Below are 19,526 nucleotides of genomic sequence, written 5' to 3' on the forward strand. Positions count from 1 at the left end.
ACAGGAGTAATCCGTGAAGACTTCCGTCGACAAGCTCAGTGAGACTCGTGTCAAGTTGGACGTCAGCGTTCCTTTCGATGAGTTCGGCAAGGAAATCGACCAGGCGTACAAGTCAATTGCGCAGCAGGTCAACATTCCTGGCTTCCGTCGCGGTAAGGCTCCTCGCCAGCTGATCGACGCCCGCTTCGGCCGTGGCCCGATCCTGGAGCAGGTTGTCAACGACATGCTGCCAACCCGCTACGAGAAGGCTGTCCTGGAAAATGGCCTGAACCCGATCGGTCAGCCAGAGATCAACATCACCAAGATCGAGGACAACGACGTCGTCGAGTTCACCGCTGAGGTCGACGTTCGCCCAGAGATTACTGTCCCTGACTTCTCCAAGATTGACGTCACTGTTCCGGCCCTCGAGGTCAGCGACGAGGACGTCGACAAGGAGATCGACCAGCTCCGCGAGCGCTTCGGCGAGCTCAAGGACACCAAGCGCAAGATGAAGACCGACGACTTCGCAGTCATCGACCTGCACGCTGAGGTTGACGGCGAGAAGGTCGAGGAGGCTTCCACTGAGGGCCTGACCTACCAGATCGGCTCGGACGACCTGATCAAGGGCCTCGACACCGCGCTGCGCGGCATGAAGACCGGCGAGGACAACGAGTTCACAGCGACGATCGAGTTCGGCGAGCACAAGGGCAAGGAAGCCACCATCAAGGTACACGTCCAGCAGTCGAAGGAGCGCAAGCTTCCTGACTTTGACGACGAGTTCGCTCAGATGGCCTCCGAGTTCGACACCGCTGAGGAGCTGCGTGAATCCACCAAGGAGCAGCTCGCTGAGGACAAGAAGACCCAGCAGGCAGCTGACATCCGCGACGAGGTACTGAAGGCAGCGCTCGAGGAGACCAAGTTCGAGCTTCCGAAGTCCATCGTCGAGGAGCAGGAGCACAACATGCTCCACCAGATGCTCGGCCAGCTGGCGCACGACGAGGCTGCTGTCGCACAGTTCCTCGAGGCACAGGGCATGACCCGCGAGGAGTTCGACAAGAAGAACCACGAGCAGGCTGAGTCCGCTGTCCGTACCCAGCTGTTCCTGGACGCTGTTGCTGACCAGGAGGAGCCTGAGGTTTCCCAGCAGGAGATGACCGACCACATCCTGTTCACCGCGCAGTCCTACGGCATGGACCCGAACCAGTTCGTGGCGCAGCTGCAGCAGGCAGGCCAGATCGGTAACCTCTTCGCAGACGTCCGCCGTGGCAAGGCACTCGCTACCGCGATCTGCCGCGTGTCCGTGAAGGACGACAAGGGCGAGACCGTCGACCCGAACGATTACTTCGGTGAGGTTGAAGAGGAAGAAGCAGAGGCTTCCGAAGACTAAATCGTGAGTTGAAACGCCCCGGCGATGCGCACGCGTTGCGCCTACGCCGGGGCGTTTCGCCATTCACTACGGGTTCACAACGTACGTGTACGCCATCAGCGAACAACCCCGTGCAAAGTGGACTATCGGAGTAGGGTGGTGGCATTGTTGACGCTACATAAAAGAGTTTGAACCACGAAGGAGCCATTTTTATGACATCCCCATCGCAGGGCATGAACTTGGGTGATTCTGTCTATGAGCGCCTGCTGCGCGAGCGCATTATTTTCCTGGGCCAGCAGGTTGACGACGAAATTGCGAACAAGCTGTGCGCGCAGATCTTGCTGCTGTCCGCGGAGGATCCAACTCGCGACATCTCGCTGTACATTAACTCCCCGGGTGGTTCCGTGACTGCCGGCATGGCGATTTATGACACGATGAAGTACTCGCCGTGCGACATTGCTACGTACGGCATGGGCTTGGCGGCGTCGATGGGGCAGTTCCTGCTTTCCGGCGGCACGAAAGGCAAGCGTTACGCGCTTCCGCACGCTCGGATTATGATGCACCAGCCGTCCGCAGGCGTTGGAGGTACTGCTGCCGACATTGCTATTCAGGCTGAGCAGTTCGCTGCGACGAAGCGCGAGATGGCCCAGCTCATCGCTGAGCATACCGGCCAGACTTTCGAGCAGATTACGAAGGATTCCGACCGTGACCGTTGGTTCACGGCCCAAGAGGCGATGGAGTACGGCATCGTGGACCACGTTATCGAGAGCGCTCAGGGCTCGATCAGCAACTAAGTAGACAGGAGAATTTACGTATGTCTTTCCAAATGCCTTCCTCCCGCTACGTGCTGCCACAGTTCTTGGAGGAGACTTCCTTCGGCACGAAGCAGATCGACCCATACGGCAAGCTTTTCGAGGAGCGCATCGTCTTCCTGGGCACCCAGGTCGATGACACTTCCGCGAATGACATCATGGCGCAGCTGCTGGTGCTGGAGTCCCAGGACCCGGACCGCGACATTACGATGTACATCAACTCGCCGGGTGGCTCGTTTACCGCGCTGATGGCGATTTACGACACGATGCAGTACGTCCGCCCGGACGTGCAAACGGTGTGCCTCGGCCAGGCTGCGTCCGCTGCGGCGGTTATCCTTGCCGCAGGTGCGCCGGGGAAGCGCGCTGCGCTACCGAACTCGCGTGTGCTGATTCACCAGCCGGCGACGCAGGGCACCCAGGGCCAAGTTTCTGACCTTGAGATCCAGGCCAACGAGATCGAGCGCATGCGCCGCCTGATGGAGGACACACTCGCGCACCACACCGGTCGCACTGCGGAGCAGGTCCGCATTGATACGGATCGCGACAAGATCCTTACCGCGCAGGAAGCTGTTGAGTACGGCATCATCGACCAGGTCTTTGATTACCGCAAGCTGAACGGCTAACTTCTGATCGCTTTTCGACGCCACCATGGGTAACCGGGTGGCGTCTTTTTGTGTGCTTGACAAAGCGTGAATAAAAGGACGCGAATAGACAGACCGTGCGGTACATTCTTCACACATCTGCGAAAACACGACACGTGAAGATAAAGGAAAGAGCGCGGTGGATATCAGAACTTCCATTAACACTCGGCCGATGAGCCCGTACCAGTGGCTGATCATTGCCGTCATTACCTATTTGAACGCCCTTGACGGCTATGACCTCGTTGCAACCGCATTCGCGGCGCCGCACCTGGCGGAGGAGTTCGCGATCGGCTCGTCCCTGCTGGGTTGGGTGCTGTCGGCGGCGCTGCTCGGCGTTGGTGTCGGCGCGGCGGTCTTTGGGCCTGCGGGGGATCGATGGGGGCGTCGAAACGTGATTCTTGTGGCGCTGCTGATTGATACCGTGGGCCTGCTCCTGTCGGGCTTCGCGGGGAGTACCGCGGCGTTTATCGCGTGGCGCTTCGTCACTGGTGTGGGCGTGGGCGGCGTGCTCGCGTGCGTGACGGTGCTGGTCAGTGAGTATTCTAACGACCGGTTCCGTGGGCTGGCGATGGCGGTCTACGCGTCGGGGTACGGCGTTGGAGCGACGCTGTGCGGCGTGCTGGCGTCCAAGGTTGTGGAGAGCCACGGCTGGCACTGGATCTTCTTCGTGGGCGCGGCTCTGTCTGCCGTGGCGCTGGTGCTTGCAACGGCGTTGCTGCCGGAGTCGGTGGACGTGCTCGCAAGCCGTGGTGACGCTGCGCGCGTTGAGCGTATCGCACGCCGTATTGGACACGGGGGAGCAGTGGTTCCGGCCCAGACGAGCGCCCCGGCTTCCGCCTCGGGCGCCCTGCGCGCAATCGTCTCCCCAGTATGGCTGTCGACGACTGTACGGATCTGGATTGCATTCTCGCTGATCAGCTTTGGTTTTGCCTTTGCTAATTCCTGGACGCCCAAGTTGCTCAACGAACTGGGACTGTCCGCGCAGCAGGGTATTTTCGGCGGCATCATGATCGCGTTCGGCGGCACGATCGGCTCGCTGATCTTCGGAGTGATTACCACGCGTGTTGACGCCCGCGTGCTGCTCATCGCCTTCGCCATCGGTGGCGCGGGCGCGTTGGTGGCCTTCATCTTCTCCGCGGGCGCGTCGTTGGTGGCGTTCCCGCTGGGCGTACTGGTTGGTATGTTGCTGAACGCGTGTGTTACCGGCATGTACACCGTGACTCCGGCGTCCTACCCGACGCACTTGCGGGCGACCGGCGTTGGAGTGGCGTTGGCTGTGGGGCGAGTTGGTTCGGTCTGCGGACCACTGCTCATCGGCTACCTCGCCGAGGCCGGGCTGGGGCCACGTGGGCTCTACATCGTTGCGGCAGGCGTGTTCGTGTTGAGTGCGGTCGCCCTGGTAGGCCTGCGTGCGCCGGCCGCGAAGCCGGTCGTCGTCGAGAAGCCAGCGGAGGTACTGCAGGCTTAAGGGCAGTACGGGACCGCGTCGCGCACCGCGGCCGGCGCGGAGGCGAAGTCCTTACGGTCCCAGCAGGCGTTGCCTTCGTGCTCGCCGACGGGGTCAACGGATGCCCAAGAGTTGCCGTTGGAGGCCCAGAAGTACTCCTGGCCGTTCGGCATCACGGTGCGGGCCCAGTCGCCGTCGCAGAAGGTGCTGTATTCGTCGCTCGCTGACTGCTGGCCTTGCTTCGGCCACGCGCACGCTGCGCCGTTCTGAGGGGCGGGCTCGGCAGGCTGTACTGGCGCGGGCTCGTCGCTGTCATCATCGCTAGAGGAGGCAGAAGAGCTCGACTTTTTCGAAGAACTCGAGGAGCTAGACGAGCTTGAGCTCTTCTTCGAGGTACTCGTCGATGTCTTTGTCGAGGTGGACGTCTCGGTCTCGGTCGCGTCCTCGTCATCATCGTCGGGCGCCGGGCTTGTCGACGTCTCCTTCGCCGGGAACGAGATCTCAGGCTCCGCCAAACGATCCTCCGGCGACGAGTTACACCCGGCCAACAGCGTCGTGCACGTCAAGAGTGCGGCAAGCACAAGTTTGGGCCGGGTGTTCATCACTAGGGGATCCTTTCTGACAGACTTCTGCGTCTAGCGTAGCCGACAAATCTTAGCCCAAAAACTTCAGCAGCGCTTCATTGAACGGAGCAGGGTTCTCGATGGGCACCTGGTGCGAGCCCGGCTCAATGACCACAGACTCCACGGGGCCTGCGACGCCGTCGGCGATTTCGGCCAGTTTGTCCGGGCCGGTACCGGCGTCGCCGGCGGCCGCGATGGTCAGCACTGGGCAGGTGATCTGATCCAGGTGGGAAGCGAAGTCCCACTTTGCCAAGGCATCGCCGTTTTGGGCGTAACCCTCGGGGTCGATGGCGCTGACCATGTCGTGGATGCGCTCGACTTCCCCTGGGTGGGCGTCGATAAATGCTGGGGTGAACCAGTTAGGAATGAGCATGTCGGCGATGGGGCCCATGCCTTCCTCCCGTGCGATGCGCGTGCGCTCGTCCCACTGCTCATTGCCACCGAGGTAAGTCGCGGTGCAAGCGAAGACTGCCTTCTCCACGCGCCCGCTGTACGCCGCAAGATACTGCGCAATGGCGCCGCCGAGGGAGAGGCCGACAACGCTGAAGCGGTCGACCCCCTCACGGTTGAGCGCGCTCAAGATATCCTGCGCAAGCAGCTTCACGGTTGCGGAACCGGGAGCCACCTGGGCGACGTCGGAGTCGCCGTGCCCGCGATGATCGACCGCGATGACACGGTGGTGCTTCGCCAGCTCAGGAATCTGCTTCGACCAGGATTCGTGCGTCGTCGCGATGGAGGAGAGGAGCACCACGGTGCTGGTGTTGTCTTTATTGCCGTATTCCACAGTATGTATATGCGTCATGCGCTCCATTGTGCCCTTGATCGCCACGATGCGCGACAACGTGCGAGAGTGTGTGAGTTTGACGTACCCGCTAAGCTCTAAGGTCAACCCTTAGGCGAGACGAAGAAGCTGGAGTCCAACGCATCTATGGCAACATCCCAAAACACCTCAAACCTGTTGAAGTGCTCCTTTTGCGGCAAGACGCAGAAGCAGGTTCGCAAGCTTATTGCCGGTGGCGGAGTCTACATTTGTGATGAGTGCATCGAACTGTGCAACGAAATCATCGAGGAAGAACTCGGCGGGGCGCAGGCTGAGCAGGATGAGGCTGCGGATCGGCTGCCGAAGCCAAGTGAGATCACCAAGTTTTTGGACCAGTACGTCATCGGGCAGGACTCGGCGAAGCGCACGCTCGCGGTGGCGGTGTACAACCACTACAAACGCATCCGAGCGGAGTCGGAGAATGTAACGAACCGCAAGCGTGATGAGGAAGTGGAAATCGCGAAGTCGAATATTTTGCTGCTGGGGCCGACGGGCTCCGGCAAGACGTACCTCGCGCAGTCGCTTGCCAGGATGCTCAACGTGCCATTCGCAATTGCCGACGCCACCAGTCTCACCGAGGCGGGGTACGTCGGAGAGGACGTCGAAAACATCTTGCTGAAGTTGCTGCAGGCCGCGGACTTCGACGTTAACCGGGCGCAGCACGGCATCATCTACGTCGACGAGGTAGACAAGATCTCCCGCAAGTCCGAGAACCCCTCGATTACCCGCGACGTGTCCGGCGAAGGCGTGCAGCAGGCACTGCTGAAAATCCTGGAGGGCACCGTCGCGTCCGTGCCGCCGCAGGGCGGGCGCAAGCACCCGAACCAGGAGTTCATCCAGATTGATACGACGAACATCCTGTTCATCGTCGCCGGTGCGTTCGCGGGCTTGGACAAGGTGATTGCGGAGCGCGTGGGCAAGAAGGGCATCGGCTTCGGGGCGGAGATTGACTCGAAGCAGGAGCGCGACGAAGCCAACATGCTGGCGCAGGTGCAGCCGGGTGACCTGGTGAAGTTCGGCCTCATCCCTGAGTTCATTGGGCGCCTGCCGATCATTGCGAACGTGGAGAACCTCGACCGCGACGCCATGGTGCGCGTACTCACCGAGCCTAAGAACTCACTGGTGAAGCAGTACAGCCGCCTCTTTTCGATGGACGGCGCCCAGCTCACGCTCACCGAGGACGCCCTCGAGGAGATCGCGGACCGCGCTGCCGAGCGCAACACTGGCGCCCGTGGCCTGCGCGCCATCATGGAGGAAGTGCTCGTGCCCATCATGTACGACCTGCCCGACCGCGAGAACGTCAGCGAAGTCGTCATCAACGGCGACGTGGTGCGGGGCGCTGCAGAGCCGCAGTTCGTGGAAGCGGAAGGGCAGCGCTCGGCGTAAGGCTGCCGAGTCGCAGCTAGTAGATGTCGTAGAGGTCGTCGCTGGCGCCGGTGCCTTCGCTGTCCGGCAGGGGAGTGGCCTCGAGGTAGCTTTCGTAGCCCGAAGGCGCGATGTTGGATGTCAAAAACGCCAGCACGGTATCAATTACCATGCGCCGCATCCCTTCGACGTTTCGCGGCTCGTCGAGGTCGAGGTGGCTCGTAATTATCGACGCCGCGTTGCCCGATACCCGCAGCGTGCTCAGCGCCGTGAGCAGCGCGAGTACGTCATCGGCGGAGATCCCCGGCCGGAAGGCGCCGGCGTCCTGGCCCACGAGCAGGAGGCGCTCGACGTGCAGCGTGATCTCGCTGCGGCCGTGCACAATGTCCGCCGAGGCGTCCTCGAGGACCGGCTCGAGCCGCTCACGAATGAGCAGCTGAACTGCCTCAGGGTTTTCCTGGAAGGAGTGGAACATGCTGTCTACGAAGCGGCGCATGCCGTCAACCGGGACTGCGTAGGAGCGCTGCAGGATCTCTTCGGGTGGAGCCAGGCGGTCGAGCGCGCGCCTGATCGTTTTTGCGTAGAGGCCCTTTTTGTCGCTGAAGTGGTAATGGATCATCCTCTTCGACATGCCGGTTTCCTTCGCGATGGCACCCAGCTTTGTTTGGGAGAAGCCACCGCGGGCGAACATGTCGAGGGCGATGTCAACAACACTGTCGATTTCTGCGTTGATATCTGGTTCAGGTGCTTTGATACTCGCCGAGGTGGGGTCGGTGGGGAAATCCATCGTTGTATCCGCTCCTGAATTACTACGCATGCGTGAATGTTGGCTCATTGGTGACATCTACTTTTCTCTATGATGCCCCCATTTGAGAATTTGCACCGTGTAAAACGGGAATTTGTCTGCCTTACTATGCCTTTTAGACCTAAAAGGGGGAGGGTATGCACGATTTCGGGGGTAGTGTGTCGGTTGAGCTACCTATACTTTGAATGTCAGATACCGCACACTATTGACCCGAGGTTTTTCTATGACACACCGTTCTTCCACTCCCGTTAAAGTCGTTGTCACCGGCGCAGCAGGCAACATTGCGTACTCCCTGCTGTGGCGTATTGCCTCCGGCGACGTCTTCGGTGCGGATCAGCCGGTCGAGCTGACGCTGCTCGAGATCCCGGCAGCTGTCCGCGCGGCGGAGGGTACCGCGATGGAGCTGCACGACTCTGCCTTCCCACTGGTGACTGGCATCAACGTTTCCGATGACCAGTTCAAGGCATTCGAGGGCGCAAACGCCGCGTTCCTGGTTGGCGCGAAGCCACGCGGTAAGGGCGAGTCCCGCGCGGACATGCTCACCGCGAACGGCAAGATCTTCGTCGAGCAGGGTAAGGCCATCAACGCTGGCGCTGCGGACGATATCCGGGTGCTTGTCGTGGGCAACCCGGCGAACACCAACGCGCGCATCGCTGCGAAGGCCGCGGCGGATGTCCCTGCCGAGCGCTTCAATGCCTTGATGCGACTGGACCAGAATCGCGCACTGTCCATGCTGGGGCAGAAGCTGGAGGTGCCGTCGTCGACAATTGAAAAGATGGTGGTGTGGGGCAACCACTCGGATACTCAGTTCCCGGATGTGACCTTCGCTGAGGTCGGCGGCGAGAAGATTGCCGACAAGCTGGACCGCGATTGGTACGTCGACGAGTTCATCCCGCGCGTTGCCAAGCGCGGCGGTGAGATCATCGAGGTTCGCGGTAAGTCCTCGGCGGCCTCGGCTGCGTCTGCGGCAGTTGACCACATGCGTGACTGGGTCAACGGCACCGACGGCAAGTGGACGACGGCAGCGCTGCCTTCCACCGGCCAGTACGGTGTCGAGGAGGGGCTGCTTTTCGGCTTCCCGGTGATCGGCCGCGATGGCAAGTGGGAGGTCGTCGAGGGGCTGGAGATCAGCGACTTCCAGCGTGAGCGCATCGACAAGAACGTCGAAGCGATGCGCGGCGAGTGGGAGATTGCCTCCAAGCTTTTCTAACCGGTCGCGCCTACCGGAGGTTGATGGCTAAGATAGTCAACCGTGACTGACGCGACTGAACATTTGGTAGGCAAGAACCGAGCCGATGCGCTCCCGAAGTCTTGGGAGCCCGGCGAACACGAGCAGGCTTTGTACGAGGGCTGGGTGGAGAAGGGATACTTCACCGCTGACGCTTCCTCGGACAAGCCTGCTTATTCTGTGGTGCTGCCCCCGCCGAATGTGACGGGGCAGCTGCACATGGGCCACGCCCTGGACCACACGCTCATTGATGTTATGGTGCGCCGCAAGCGCATGCAGGGCTACGAGGTGTTGTGGTTGCCGGGTATGGACCACGCGGGCATCGCTACGCAGACGAAGGTCGAGGCGAAGCTGAAGGCCGAGGAGGGCAAGGACCGCTACGACTATGGCCGCGAAGAGTTCGTGGACAAGGTGTGGGAGTGGAAGCACCAGTACGGCGGCACCATCACCACGCAGATGCGGGCTATCGGTGACTCCGTCGACTGGTCGCGTGAGCGCTTCACCCTTGACGACGGCCTCTCGCGCGCAGTGCAAACAATCTTCAAGCAGCTCTACGACGCGGGCATGATCTACCGCGACTACCGCCTGGTGAACTGGTCGCCCGTGCTGGAAACCGCGGTGTCCGACATTGAGGTCGTTTATAAGGACGTTGAGGGCGAGTTCGTCTCCATCCGTTACGGCTCGCTCAACGACGACGAGCCGCACCTGGTCGTTGCCACGACCCGTGTTGAGACCATGCTTGGCGACGTCGCCATTGCCGTCCACCCGGACGACGAGCGCTACACGGACCTGGTTGGCCAGGAGTTTGACCACCCGTTCCGCGATGACTTGAAGATTCAGGTGATTGCCGACGATTACGTCGATATGGAACTGGGCACCGGCGCGGTGAAGATCACGCCTGCGCACGACCCGAACGACTACGAGATGGGCCTGCGCCACAACCTGGACATGCCGATCATCATGGACGAGACCGGCCACATCGCCGATACCGGCACCAAGTTTGACGGTATGAGCCGCGAAGAGGCGCGCGTGGCGGTGCGCGAGGCGCTGGCGGAGCAGGGCCGCATCGTCAAGGAAGTGCGCCCGTACGTGCACTCGGTGGGCCACTCGGAGCGCTCCGGCGAGCCAATTGAGCCGCGTCTGAGCCTGCAGTGGTTCGTCAAGGTTGAAGAACTGGCCAAGATGTCCGGCGACGCGATCCGTAATGGCGATACGAAGATTCACCCGGCGTCGATGGAGAAGCGCTACTTCGACTGGGTGGACAACATGCACGACTGGACGATTTCGCGCCAGCTGTGGTGGGGCCACCGCATCCCGATCTGGTACGGCCCGAATGACGAAGTGGTCTGCGTCGGCCCTGACGAGGAGCCGCCGGCTGGCTACACCCAGGACCCGGACGTGTTGGATACCTGGTTCTCCTCTGCGCTGTGGCCGTTCTCGACGCTCGGCTGGCCTGAAAAGACGCCGGATCTGGAGAAGTTCTACCCGACGTCCGTGCTGGTTACCGCGTATGACATTTTGTTCTTCTGGGTTGCCCGCATGATGATGTTCGGCACCTTTGCTGGAAAGAACACCCCGGAGATCCTCGGCGAGGGGGTTGACGGCCGTCCGATCATCCCGTTCACGGACCTGTACCTGCACGGCCTGGTGCGCGACGAGAAGGGCCGCAAGATGTCGAAGTCCCTGGGCAACGGCATCGACCCGATGGATTGGGTCGAGCGCTACGGCGCTGACGCGCTGCGCTTCGCCCTTGCGCGCGGCGCGAACCCGGGCGTGGACTTGCCGATCGGTGAGGACAACGCCACGTCCGCGCGTAACTTTGCCACCAAGCTGTACAACGCGACCCGCTTCACTCTGATGAACGGCGCAGCGGTTGGTCCGCTGCCGGCCCGCGAGGAGCTGACGGACGCCGACCGCTGGATCCTGGACCGCGCGGAGGAAGTCCGCGCGAAGGTCGACGCCTACTTGGACGACTACCAGTTCGCGAAGGCGAACGAGGATCTCTACCACTTCGCGTGGGACGAGCTGTGCGACTGGTACCTGGAGATCGCAAAGACCCAGATCCCGCGCGAGGGCGAGACCGCGCAGGGGCGCAACACGCAGATCGTGCTCGGCCGCGTGCTCGACGTGGTGCTGCGCCTGCTGCACCCGACGATGCCGTTCATCACCGAGGTCCTGTGGACCGCGTTGACGCAGCAGCCTTCGGTGACGCAGGCGCCGTGGCCGACTGCGGAGGACACCAATGGTGGCGTCGAAACGGATGATGTAGCGCGCCGCAGGATCCAGGATGCGATCAAGCTGATTACCGAGCTGCGTCGTTTCCGTGCAGACCAGGGTGTGAAGCCGAACCAGAAGGTGCCGGCGAAGCTTGACTTTGCCAAGGCGGACCTGGCTGGGCTGGAAAACGTAATCCGCGATATCGCGCGGGTGGAGGCGCCTGCTGAGGGCTTTGCGGCGTCGGCAAGCATTGAGATGCGCCTGAGCCAGGCGACGCTCGACGTGGCGCTGGACACCTCCGGCACCGTCGACGTTGCGGCCGAGCGCAAGCGCCTGGAGAAGGAACTCGCGGCGGCGGAGAAGGAGCTCGATACCACTGGCCGTCAGCTTGGCAACGAGCAGTTCCTGGCGAACGCGCCGGAGCAGGTCGTTGAGAAGATCAAGGTGCGCCAGCAGGTTGCGAAGGAAGAGTTCGCACGTGTGACGGCGCGCCTGGCGCAGCTGCCGGAGGCGTAGATGGCCGACAATGCTGACCTGCCGGAGCTTCCGGAGCTACCCGAGCAGTTCGATATCTCCGTCGAGGAGTCTGGGCTACGCCTGAACCTGGGCGCGCCGCAGGCGCAGGAGACAGAAGACGTCGTCGCGCGCGAGGTCACGCCTGAGGACCTCGCGGCATTGCGTGAGGTCCAGCAGGAGCTCGAGGAGCGCTGGGGTGAGACGCAGATCGACCCGACGCTCGAGCGCGTCGAGTACGTCATGGACCTGCTGGGTTCCCCGCAGCGTTCGTTCAAAGCGATTCACGTCGCGGGGACGAACGGGAAGACGTCGACAACCCGAATGATCGAGTCGCTGCTGCGCAGCCTCGGGCACCGGGTGGGGCGCACGACGAGCCCGCATCTGCAGTTGATCACCGAGCGCATCGGGATCGACGGCCAACCAATCCACCCCGCGGACTTTGTGCGCATTTACGAAGAGATTCAGCCGTACCTCGCGATGGCTGACGACCACTTCGGCCAGCCGCTGAGCTTCTTCGAAGCCATGGTGTGCATCGCCTACGCCGCGTTTGCCGACGCCCCGGTGGACATCGCCGTGGTGGAAGTCGGCATGGGTGGCCGCTGGGACGCAACCAACGTGATCGACGCGGACGTCAACGTGATCATGCCGATCGGCATCGACCACACGCAGTACCTCGGTGACACCATCGAGCAGATCGCGGGCGAGAAGGCCGGCATCATCACGAATCCGGACTCCGTCACGGTCATCGCAGATCAGCAGCCGGAGGCCATGCGTGTGGTGCTGGAGCAGACCGTCCAGGTCGGTAGCGCCGTCGCGCGCCTCGGCTCCGAGTTCGGCGTTGAGGAAGCCGGGGTGGCCGTCGGAGGCCAGCAGCTACGGCTGCGGGGGCTCGCCGGCAGCTACGACGACATCTTCCTGCCGCTGTCCGGCCCACACCAGGCCCGCAACGCGGCAGTCGCGCTCGCGGCGGTCGAAGCATTCCACGGCGCACACGCCGAGCACCCGCTCAACATTGAGGCAGTGCGGGAAGGCTTTGCGGCGGTCCGCTCTCCGGGCAGGCTCGAGCGAGTGCGCGCCACACCCACCACGTTTATCGACGCCACCCACAACCCACACGGCGCAACCGCCCTCGCGGAGGCACTGCAGCACGACTTCGACTTCACCCGACTCATCGGCGTGCTGGGCATCCTCGGTGACAAGGACGCCGCTGGCATTTTCCAGGCGCTAGAGCCGGCGCTCACGGAAGTCGTGATTACGCAGAACTCCTCGCCACGCGCGATGGAGGCCGAAGACCTTGCCGAGATCGCCCGCTCCATCTTCGGCGATGAGCGCGTGCACGTGCAGCCGCACCTGCCGTCCGCCTACGAGCTAGCCGTTGAGCTTGCCGAGGACGCCCTTGCGGAAGTCGGCGTGCAGTCCGGCTCCGGTGTGATCATCACCGGCTCTGTCGTGACCGCGGGGGAGGCCCGCACCATGTTTGGAAAGGACCCAGAGTGAGCAGAGAAAAACGCCAACCGCCGATCAGCCCGCTCGGGCTCGGGCACGAGCCGGTCAAGGACCCAATCGCAGGACTGCGCGGGGTGCTCTCCGGCACGCTGATCATGGAATCGATCACCGTGCTGCTCATCCTGCTCGTGATTCTTAAAGTCGACGGTGGCGCCTACTGGACCACGTTCAACTGGGTGTACATCGTGGTCATCGGCGTCGCCCACGCGGTGATGGCGTTCGCGCAGAAGTTTCCGGGCGCGATGTGGATTAACTTGGCCCTGCAGGTGCCGCTCATCTTTGGGTTCTTCGTGCACTGGTCGGTCACGGTGGTTGGCCTGATGTTCGGCCTGGTGTGGTTCTTCATCGTGAAGCTGCGCTCCGACATTGTGCAGCGCATGCGTGGCGGCTACCTGACCACGCAGCACCTGGACGCCGACTAGAGTTCGCGCCGTAAAATCTTGCCCGCCGCGTTGCGGGGGATGTGATCCGTGAAGGTGACTTCACGGATCTTTTTGTATCCGGCCACGCGCTCGGCAACCCACTCCATGATTTCCTCGCGGCTCAACGTAGCACCGTCGGCAACGACGATGCAGGCGCGCGGGACCTCGCAGTCGATCCCGTGGGTGCGCACGATATGGCGGACGACGGCGACGTCGGCAACCGCGGGGTGGGTGCGCAGCAACGCTTCGAGCTCAGCGGGGGCGACGTGGAAGCCCTTGTACTTAATCACTTCTTTCGCCCGGTCGACGATGTAGACGGTGCCGTCCTCAGCCAGCGTGACGATATCCCCGGTGTGCAGCCACCCACCAGTGATCGTTGCCTGGGTTGCCTCAGGGTCGTTGCGGTAGCCCCGCATCACCTGCGGGCCCCGGATGAGCATCTCACCGGGTTTGCCGGGGGCGACGTCGTGGCCGTCGCGAAGGTCGATGATGCGGAACTGCGTGTTCGGCACCGCGAACCCAATCGAGCCCGGCTTCGACCTCCCGGCAATGCCCACGTGGGTCACCGGGGACGTCTCCGTGGTGCCGTAGCCCTGCAGGATCACCGTGCCGAGCCGCTGCTCAACGCTGTCCGCCAACGCAGCATCCAGCGGGGCGGCACCGCACACCATGAACCGGGAGTCCGCGAACGCCTCCGCGGTTGCCTCCGGGTGTCGTGAGAGCGCAAGCGCGATGGGTGGCGCAATAAAGCCCAACTCAATACGGTGGCTTCGCTGCGCCTCAATAAACGCTCCCAGGTCGAAGCCTGCCATCGTGTGAATATGGTGGCGCGCGTAGAGCGACGACAGCAGCAGCGTGTTCAGCCCGTAGATGTGGGCGAACGGCAGCGGCGCCAGTGTCGGGGTGCCCGCGCCGATACCGCTTGCGCGCAGCGCGGCCGAAAACTGCAGCATGTTCGCGCACAGGTTGCGGTGGGTCAGCTCGACGGCCTTCGGCAAACCGGTGGTACCGGAGGAAAAGGCAACCGCGGCGATATCTTCCGGCCCGGCTGGGGAGGCGCTGCGCTCGGGTGGTTCGGTGGGGGCGATGGGGGCGTCGAGAAGAACTTTGGCCTCGGCGAGCGCGCAGAGGTGGTCGCGTTCGGTCGCGGTGAGACTCGTCCCCAACAAGCTTGCCGACGCCCCCACCTGCACCAACGCGAGGAAAGTGACTGCGAAATCGATGCCGTTGGGCAGCTGCACTGCGACGCAATCCCCGGGACCGATGCCGCGGCGGCGCAACGTGGCGGCGAGCGCCAGCACCTCCTGGTGAAGCTGCGCATAGGTCACGCTGCGCCCCGTCTCGACCTCCGTGAGCGCCGGCGCCGATGCATGCTCGCCGAGGTTGCCGAAGAGCAGATCGGTGATGGAGCGCGCTCGCGTGCCGACGTCCAGAATTGGCTGCAGGGGACTCTCATATGTCATGGAGCAAACTTTAATCACCCCCACATCAAGATGTTCGCACCCGGTGGTTGTTGTTTAGTAGGGTAGGGAGACATGACTGAACGTACACTGATTTTGATTAAGCCAGACGGCGTTGCAAACGGCCACGTCGGAGAGATCATCTCCCGCATTGAGCGTAAGGGCCTCAAGCTGGTCGAGATGGACCTGCGCACCGCAGACCGTGAGACCGCAGAGAAGCACTACGCAGAGCACAAGGACAAGCCGTTCTTCGGTGAACTCGTTGACTTCATCACCTCTGCTCCGCTGGTAGCAGGTATCGTCGAGGGCGAGCGCGCTATCGAGGCTTGGCGCCAGCTCGCCGGCGGCACCGACCCGGTTGCCAAGGCAACCCCTGGTACCATCCGCGGCGACTTCGCCCTGACCGTTGGCGAGAACGTCGTCCACGGTTCCGACTCCCCAGAGTCCGCCGAGCGCGAGATCGCAATCTGGTTCCCGAACAAGTAAGAACCACGCTTCGACCGCCCATCCTGCTGTACATGGCAGGGTGGGCGGTTTTGTTGTGTTGGCAGCGACGTTGAAATAGGCGCAGTCGGCGTCGTGTGCCACAATGGAGGCAAGCTTTTTACAACTTTCTGTAGGAACGTGTGTCAGCCGTGTGGCAGCGGCAACGGCTTCGCGCCCGGTTGACGCAGCTTGCAGATGCAAAAATATAGGAGCACGTACGTGGCGAAAAAATCTCATACCGAAATTCAGGACTTTGATCGATCAACCCTGAAAGACAAAATGCGGGTGTTCCAGCTCGCGAAGGCGTTGGGGGTGGCGTCGAAGGACGTTGTCGTCGCGCTGACTGAGTTGGGAATTACAAAGGTTGCGCAGTCCTCGGTTACTCGGGAGGAAGCCGAGAAGGTCATCGATGCGCTGCAGCAGCCCGCGGATGAAGCTGAGGCGAAGAAGTCGAAAGACAGTAGCGACGAAAAGATCCGCGAGCGGGTGCGCAAGGACGTTGAAAACGAGATCCACCAGATCGAGGAGAAAGTCGACGCCACATTCGAGGCCGCCGACGAGCCAGAGTCGGAGCCCGAACCAACTCCGGAACCTGAACCAGCGCCTGAGGCCGAACCGGACACTGAGGAAGAGCCAGAGCCCGAGGAAGAGGCGACGATCGAATACGCGCCGATCTTCAAAGCGCCAACGCGCCCGAAGCGCCGCCGCGTGGTGCGTACCTCGGCACCGAGGGAAACAGAAGACACGCCCGAGGACGAGAGCAAGGACGAGGCACCGAAGGCCGAGGAACCCAAGGTTGAGATCATCGATGAGCCGAAGGGGATCAGCGGTTCCGCCCGTCTGGAGGCGCAGCGTCGTCGGCGGAGTGAGCGTCGAGAAGCGGAGCGCCAGCGCTCCCGTATTGTTTCTGAGGCGGAATTCCTTGCGCGGCGCGAGTCGGTGCACCGCACGATGGTGGTGCGCGAGCGCGACCGCAACGACGGCCCAGGCCGCATCACGCAGGTAGCGGTCCTGGAAGACGGGCTGCTTGCGGAGCACTTTGTGTCCACGGACGATAACGCGTCGATCATCGGCAATATTTACATGGGCCGTGTCCAGAACGTGCTGCCGGGCATGGAAGCGGCGTTCATCGACATCGGAACCGGGCGCAACGCGGTGCTCTACGCCAGCGAGGTTGACTGGAAGGCTGCGAAGCTTGGCGGAAAGAAGCGCAGGATTGAGCACGCACTGAAGTCCGGCGACCAGGTGATGGTGCAGGTCTCGAAGGATATTAACGGGCACAAGGGTGCTCGCCTGACAACGCACATTTCGCTGGCCGGACGTTTCCTCGTGTACGTGCCGGGTGGCCGTAACGCTGGGATCTCCCGCAAGCTGCCCGTCACCGAACGCAAGCGCCTCAAGGGCATCCTCAACGAGGTTGTGCCTGGCAAGGGTGGGGCGATTATTCGTACGGCTGCCGAGGGCATGTCGAAGGAAGCGATTGCTGAGGACGTCCAGCGCCTGCACAAACAGTGGGAAATGGTGCAGGAAAAGGCAGAAGCCGCGAAGAACGGGAAGGGCTCGCGCCCGGTGCTGCTCTACGAAGAGCCGCGCCTGATCGTCCGCGTCGTCCGCGACGTCTTCAACGAGGACTTCTCTGAGTTGATCATCGACGGCAAGAAGTCCTACAACATTGCGCACGCTTACCTGCAGTCCGTCGCGCCTGACTTGTTGGACCGCGTGACCAAGTTTGACCGCTCCGAGCACGACGGTGCCGACGCCTTTGCGGAGCACCGCATCGACGAGCAGGTCCAGAAGGCGCTTGCCCGCGTGGTGTGGCTGCCGTCGGGCGGCACGCTCGTTATTGAGCGCACCGAGGCCATGACGGTGATTGACGTCAACACCGGCAAATTCACTGGCTCCGGCGGCAACCTCGAGGAGACGGTCACCGCGAACAATTTGGAGGCCGCGGAGGAAGTCGTCCGCCAGCTGCGCCTGCGCGACATCGGCGGCATGGTGGTCATCGACTTCATTGACATGATCCTGGATGAAAACAAGGAGCTGGTGCTGCGTCGCCTGAAGGAAACGCTGGGCCGTGATCGCTCCCGCCACCAGGTCTCCGAGGTCACCTCGCTCGGCCTGGTGCAGCTGACCCGCAAGAAGCTCGGCGATGGTCTGCTTGAGACCTACTCCAAGCCGTGCGAGTGCTGTGGTGGCCGCGGTGTGATCATTACCGAGGAGCCTGTTGAGCACGCGACGTACAACCCGGAGGAGGACGACCTGCAGCACCGCGGTGGCCGCGGCAAGCGTCGCGGGAAGTCGAATGGCGAGCGTTCCAACAAGAAGGCGGAGGAGAAGCGCCGCAGCAAGCTGGACGAAAAGGCTATCGACGAGCTGGTCGGCTCGGTTGTTTCCGAAGATAATGAAGCACACGAAGACAACGACGAGCCGAAGCCGCCTACAGTAGGTGAATCCTCCAAGCGCGAGTCTGGTTCGCGCCGCCGTGGGCGTCGAGGCACGGGTCGCGGGCGCGGGCGCGCGCAGGAACAGGACAAGCCACAGGACAAGCCGCAGGAGCAGGCTCAGGAGAAGGGCAAGCCTGAGCAGACGTACGAGGAGGCCGTCGACGCCTTCGAGCGCTCCCCGCGCCGGAAGCGAGCGACCCGCGGTAACTCCCGTTCGGACCACAAGCCAAAGCGTGAAGACTTTGAACGCCAGGAGCACGTTAAGGAACCTGCGAAGGAAGCTCCACGCGAGGAAGCGCAAGAGCAGCCGAAGGTGAAGGTGACGGAGTCTCCTCGCCGGCGCGGGCGTCGGCGCGCAGTGCGCAAGACGTCCCAGCCGCAGCAGCAGGAGCAACCGAAGGCGAAGGAAACGAAGCAGAAGGCAACCAAGCCTGCGACGAAGAAACAGGAGTCGAAGGCGAGTGCGCGGCGCAGGCGGCGACGCGCGACACGCCGAACCTCTTCCAAATAGAGGAGCAGTGGGGTGCGGTTTGATAATCGCACCCGCTTCTGTGTAGTATTTGACAGTCGCTGTTTTGGGCTGTGAAGCCGCGCCGTTTACGCATGCAGGCACGGTGGAACTCGAAAGGCCACAAAGCGCTAGAGAACTGTACCAACTGTCTTCTGTGCATGCGGGGAGACACAACGAGTTTAGATAAGGGGTAACCCTCTATGTACGCGATCGTCAAGACTGGCGGCAAGCAGTACAAGGTTGCCGAAGGCGACCTCGTCAAGGTCGAGAAGATCGAGGGTGAAGCGGGCGACAAGGTTGCCCTCACCCCGGTTCTGCTCGTCGATGGCGCGGATGTCACCGCAGGCCCTGATGCTTTGTCCAAGGTTTCTGTTGAGGCTGAGATTGTCGAGCACGGCAAAGGCAAGAAGGTCGACATTCTGAAGTACAAGAACAAGACCGGCTACAAGGTCCGCCAGGGCCACCGTCAGCCACAGACAACCATCAAGATCACTGCTATCAAGTAAGACTTGCACTAAGGAGAAATAGACAATGGCAACGAAGAAGGGTGCATCAAGCTCCTCGAACGGTCGTGACTCAGAGTCGAAGCGCCTCGGTGTGAAGCGTTTCGGTGGTCAGCAGGTAAAGGCGGGCGAGATCATCGTTCGTCAGCGTGGCACCAAGTTCCACCCAGGCGACAACGTCGGCCGCGGTGGCGACGACACGCTGTTCGCACTGGCAGCTGGCGCAGTCCAGTTCGGCATTAAGCGCAACCGTCGCATCGTCAACATCGTCCCAGCGGACGGCGAAGGCGTTTCGGCAGAGGTGCTCGAGGCCGCAGAGGCAGCTGGCGTCACACAGGAAACTGCGTAACCCGTAGCATTACTTGAAACACCGCA

The 19,526-nt window shown here is 62.3% G+C and carries 17 protein-coding genes; 13 read left to right on the forward strand and 4 right to left on the reverse strand.

Annotated elements, in window-relative coordinates:
- The first annotated feature begins 13 nt into the window (after window positions 1-13).
- The 4 genes from tig to KBX14_RS09465 all read left to right on the forward strand — a co-directional run bounded on the left by tig (window position 14) and on the right by KBX14_RS09465 (window position 4,266).
- Window positions 14-1,366, forward strand: coding sequence for a trigger factor (tig, locus tag KBX14_RS09450; RefSeq protein ID WP_256042407.1), 1,353 nt, complete (start codon window positions 14-16; stop codon window positions 1,364-1,366).
- A gap of 191 nt (window positions 1,367-1,557) precedes the next feature.
- Complete coding sequence (locus KBX14_RS09455; protein WP_070362027.1) at window positions 1,558-2,139, forward strand: ATP-dependent Clp protease proteolytic subunit; 582 nt, start codon at window positions 1,558-1,560, stop codon at window positions 2,137-2,139.
- A 20-nt stretch (window positions 2,140-2,159) separates the two neighbouring features.
- Window positions 2,160-2,780, forward strand: coding sequence for an ATP-dependent Clp protease proteolytic subunit (locus KBX14_RS09460; protein WP_070362028.1), 621 nt, complete (start codon window positions 2,160-2,162; stop codon window positions 2,778-2,780).
- 157 nt (window positions 2,781-2,937) lie between these two features.
- Window positions 2,938-4,266 (forward strand): MFS transporter, encoded by a 1,329-nt coding sequence (locus tag KBX14_RS09465; RefSeq protein ID WP_071573558.1) that lies wholly within the window; start codon window positions 2,938-2,940, stop codon window positions 4,264-4,266.
- On the opposite strand, the gene KBX14_RS09470 is transcribed toward KBX14_RS09465, so the two are convergent.
- Complete coding sequence (locus tag KBX14_RS09470) at window positions 4,263-4,850, reverse strand: hypothetical protein (RefSeq protein ID WP_177224295.1); 588 nt, start codon at window positions 4,848-4,850, stop codon at window positions 4,263-4,265. The two genes, KBX14_RS09465 and KBX14_RS09470, sit on opposite strands and share 4 nt — an antisense overlap.
- Before the next feature lie 49 nt (window positions 4,851-4,899).
- A complete protein-coding gene (locus KBX14_RS09475) occupies window positions 4,900-5,709 on the reverse strand; it encodes an alpha/beta fold hydrolase (protein WP_256042408.1) in 810 nt (269 codons plus the stop codon).
- A gap of 87 nt (window positions 5,710-5,796) precedes the next feature.
- Here KBX14_RS09475 and clpX point away from each other — a divergent pair, with 87 nt between their 5' ends.
- Window positions 5,797-7,074, forward strand: a complete 1,278-nt coding sequence (clpX, locus tag KBX14_RS09480; protein WP_070362031.1) for an ATP-dependent Clp protease ATP-binding subunit ClpX — start codon at window positions 5,797-5,799, stop codon at window positions 7,072-7,074.
- Between the two features lie 16 nt (window positions 7,075-7,090).
- Here clpX and KBX14_RS09485 read toward each other — a convergent pair whose 3' ends face one another.
- A complete protein-coding gene (locus KBX14_RS09485) occupies window positions 7,091-7,888 on the reverse strand; it encodes a TetR/AcrR family transcriptional regulator (protein ID WP_083290888.1) in 798 nt (265 codons plus the stop codon).
- 193 nt (window positions 7,889-8,081) lie between these two features.
- Here KBX14_RS09485 and KBX14_RS09490 point away from each other — a divergent pair, with 193 nt between their 5' ends.
- From KBX14_RS09490 to KBX14_RS09505, 4 genes are read left to right on the forward strand one after another with little or no spacing between them, the layout of a single operon-like run.
- Window positions 8,082-9,068: a malate dehydrogenase gene (locus tag KBX14_RS09490; RefSeq protein WP_256042409.1), complete on the forward strand. Its 987-nt coding sequence runs from the start codon at window positions 8,082-8,084 to the stop codon at window positions 9,066-9,068.
- A 42-nt stretch (window positions 9,069-9,110) separates the two neighbouring features.
- Window positions 9,111-11,819: a valine--tRNA ligase gene (locus KBX14_RS09495; protein WP_256042410.1), complete on the forward strand. Its 2,709-nt coding sequence runs from the start codon at window positions 9,111-9,113 to the stop codon at window positions 11,817-11,819.
- Window positions 11,820-13,316, forward strand: coding sequence for a folylpolyglutamate synthase/dihydrofolate synthase family protein (locus KBX14_RS09500; RefSeq protein WP_256042411.1), 1,497 nt, complete (start codon window positions 11,820-11,822; stop codon window positions 13,314-13,316).
- Complete coding sequence (locus KBX14_RS09505) at window positions 13,313-13,747, forward strand: DUF4233 domain-containing protein (protein ID WP_256042412.1); 435 nt, start codon at window positions 13,313-13,315, stop codon at window positions 13,745-13,747. Before KBX14_RS09500 ends, KBX14_RS09505 begins: the two co-directional genes overlap by 4 nt.
- Here KBX14_RS09505 and KBX14_RS09510 read toward each other — a convergent pair.
- Entirely contained in the window at window positions 13,744-15,210 is a 1,467-nt protein-coding gene (locus tag KBX14_RS09510; RefSeq protein WP_256042413.1) for an AMP-binding protein, read from the reverse strand. The two genes, KBX14_RS09505 and KBX14_RS09510, sit on opposite strands and share 4 nt — an antisense overlap.
- A 72-nt stretch (window positions 15,211-15,282) precedes the next feature.
- Here KBX14_RS09510 and ndk point away from each other — a divergent pair, with 72 nt between their 5' ends.
- The 4 genes from ndk (at window position 15,283) to rpmA (ending at window position 19,500) form a co-directional block, all read left to right on the forward strand.
- The gene (gene ndk / locus KBX14_RS09515; protein ID WP_070478404.1) at window positions 15,283-15,693 is read left to right on the forward strand and encodes a nucleoside-diphosphate kinase; all 411 of its coding nucleotides are present in this window, start codon (window positions 15,283-15,285) and stop codon (window positions 15,691-15,693) included.
- Window positions 15,694-15,972: 279 nt separating this feature from the next.
- A complete protein-coding gene (locus KBX14_RS09520; RefSeq protein WP_305083627.1) occupies window positions 15,973-18,648 on the forward strand; it encodes a translation initiation factor IF-2 N-terminal domain-containing protein in 2,676 nt (891 codons plus the stop codon).
- Window positions 18,649-18,848: 200 nt separating this feature from the next.
- On the forward strand, window positions 18,849-19,154 hold the full coding sequence (rplU, locus tag KBX14_RS09525) for a 50S ribosomal protein L21 (RefSeq protein ID WP_071567665.1): 306 nt from the start codon (window positions 18,849-18,851) through the stop codon (window positions 19,152-19,154).
- A gap of 25 nt (window positions 19,155-19,179) precedes the next feature.
- Window positions 19,180-19,500, forward strand: coding sequence for a 50S ribosomal protein L27 (gene rpmA, locus KBX14_RS09530; protein ID WP_256042415.1), 321 nt, complete (start codon window positions 19,180-19,182; stop codon window positions 19,498-19,500).
- Window positions 19,501-19,526: the final 26 nt, after the last annotated feature.

It is taken from the genome of Corynebacterium sp. CCUG 61414 (assembly GCF_024453945.1).
In the GTDB taxonomy this organism is placed as follows: domain Bacteria; phylum Actinomycetota; class Actinomycetes; order Mycobacteriales; family Mycobacteriaceae; genus Corynebacterium; species Corynebacterium pseudogenitalium.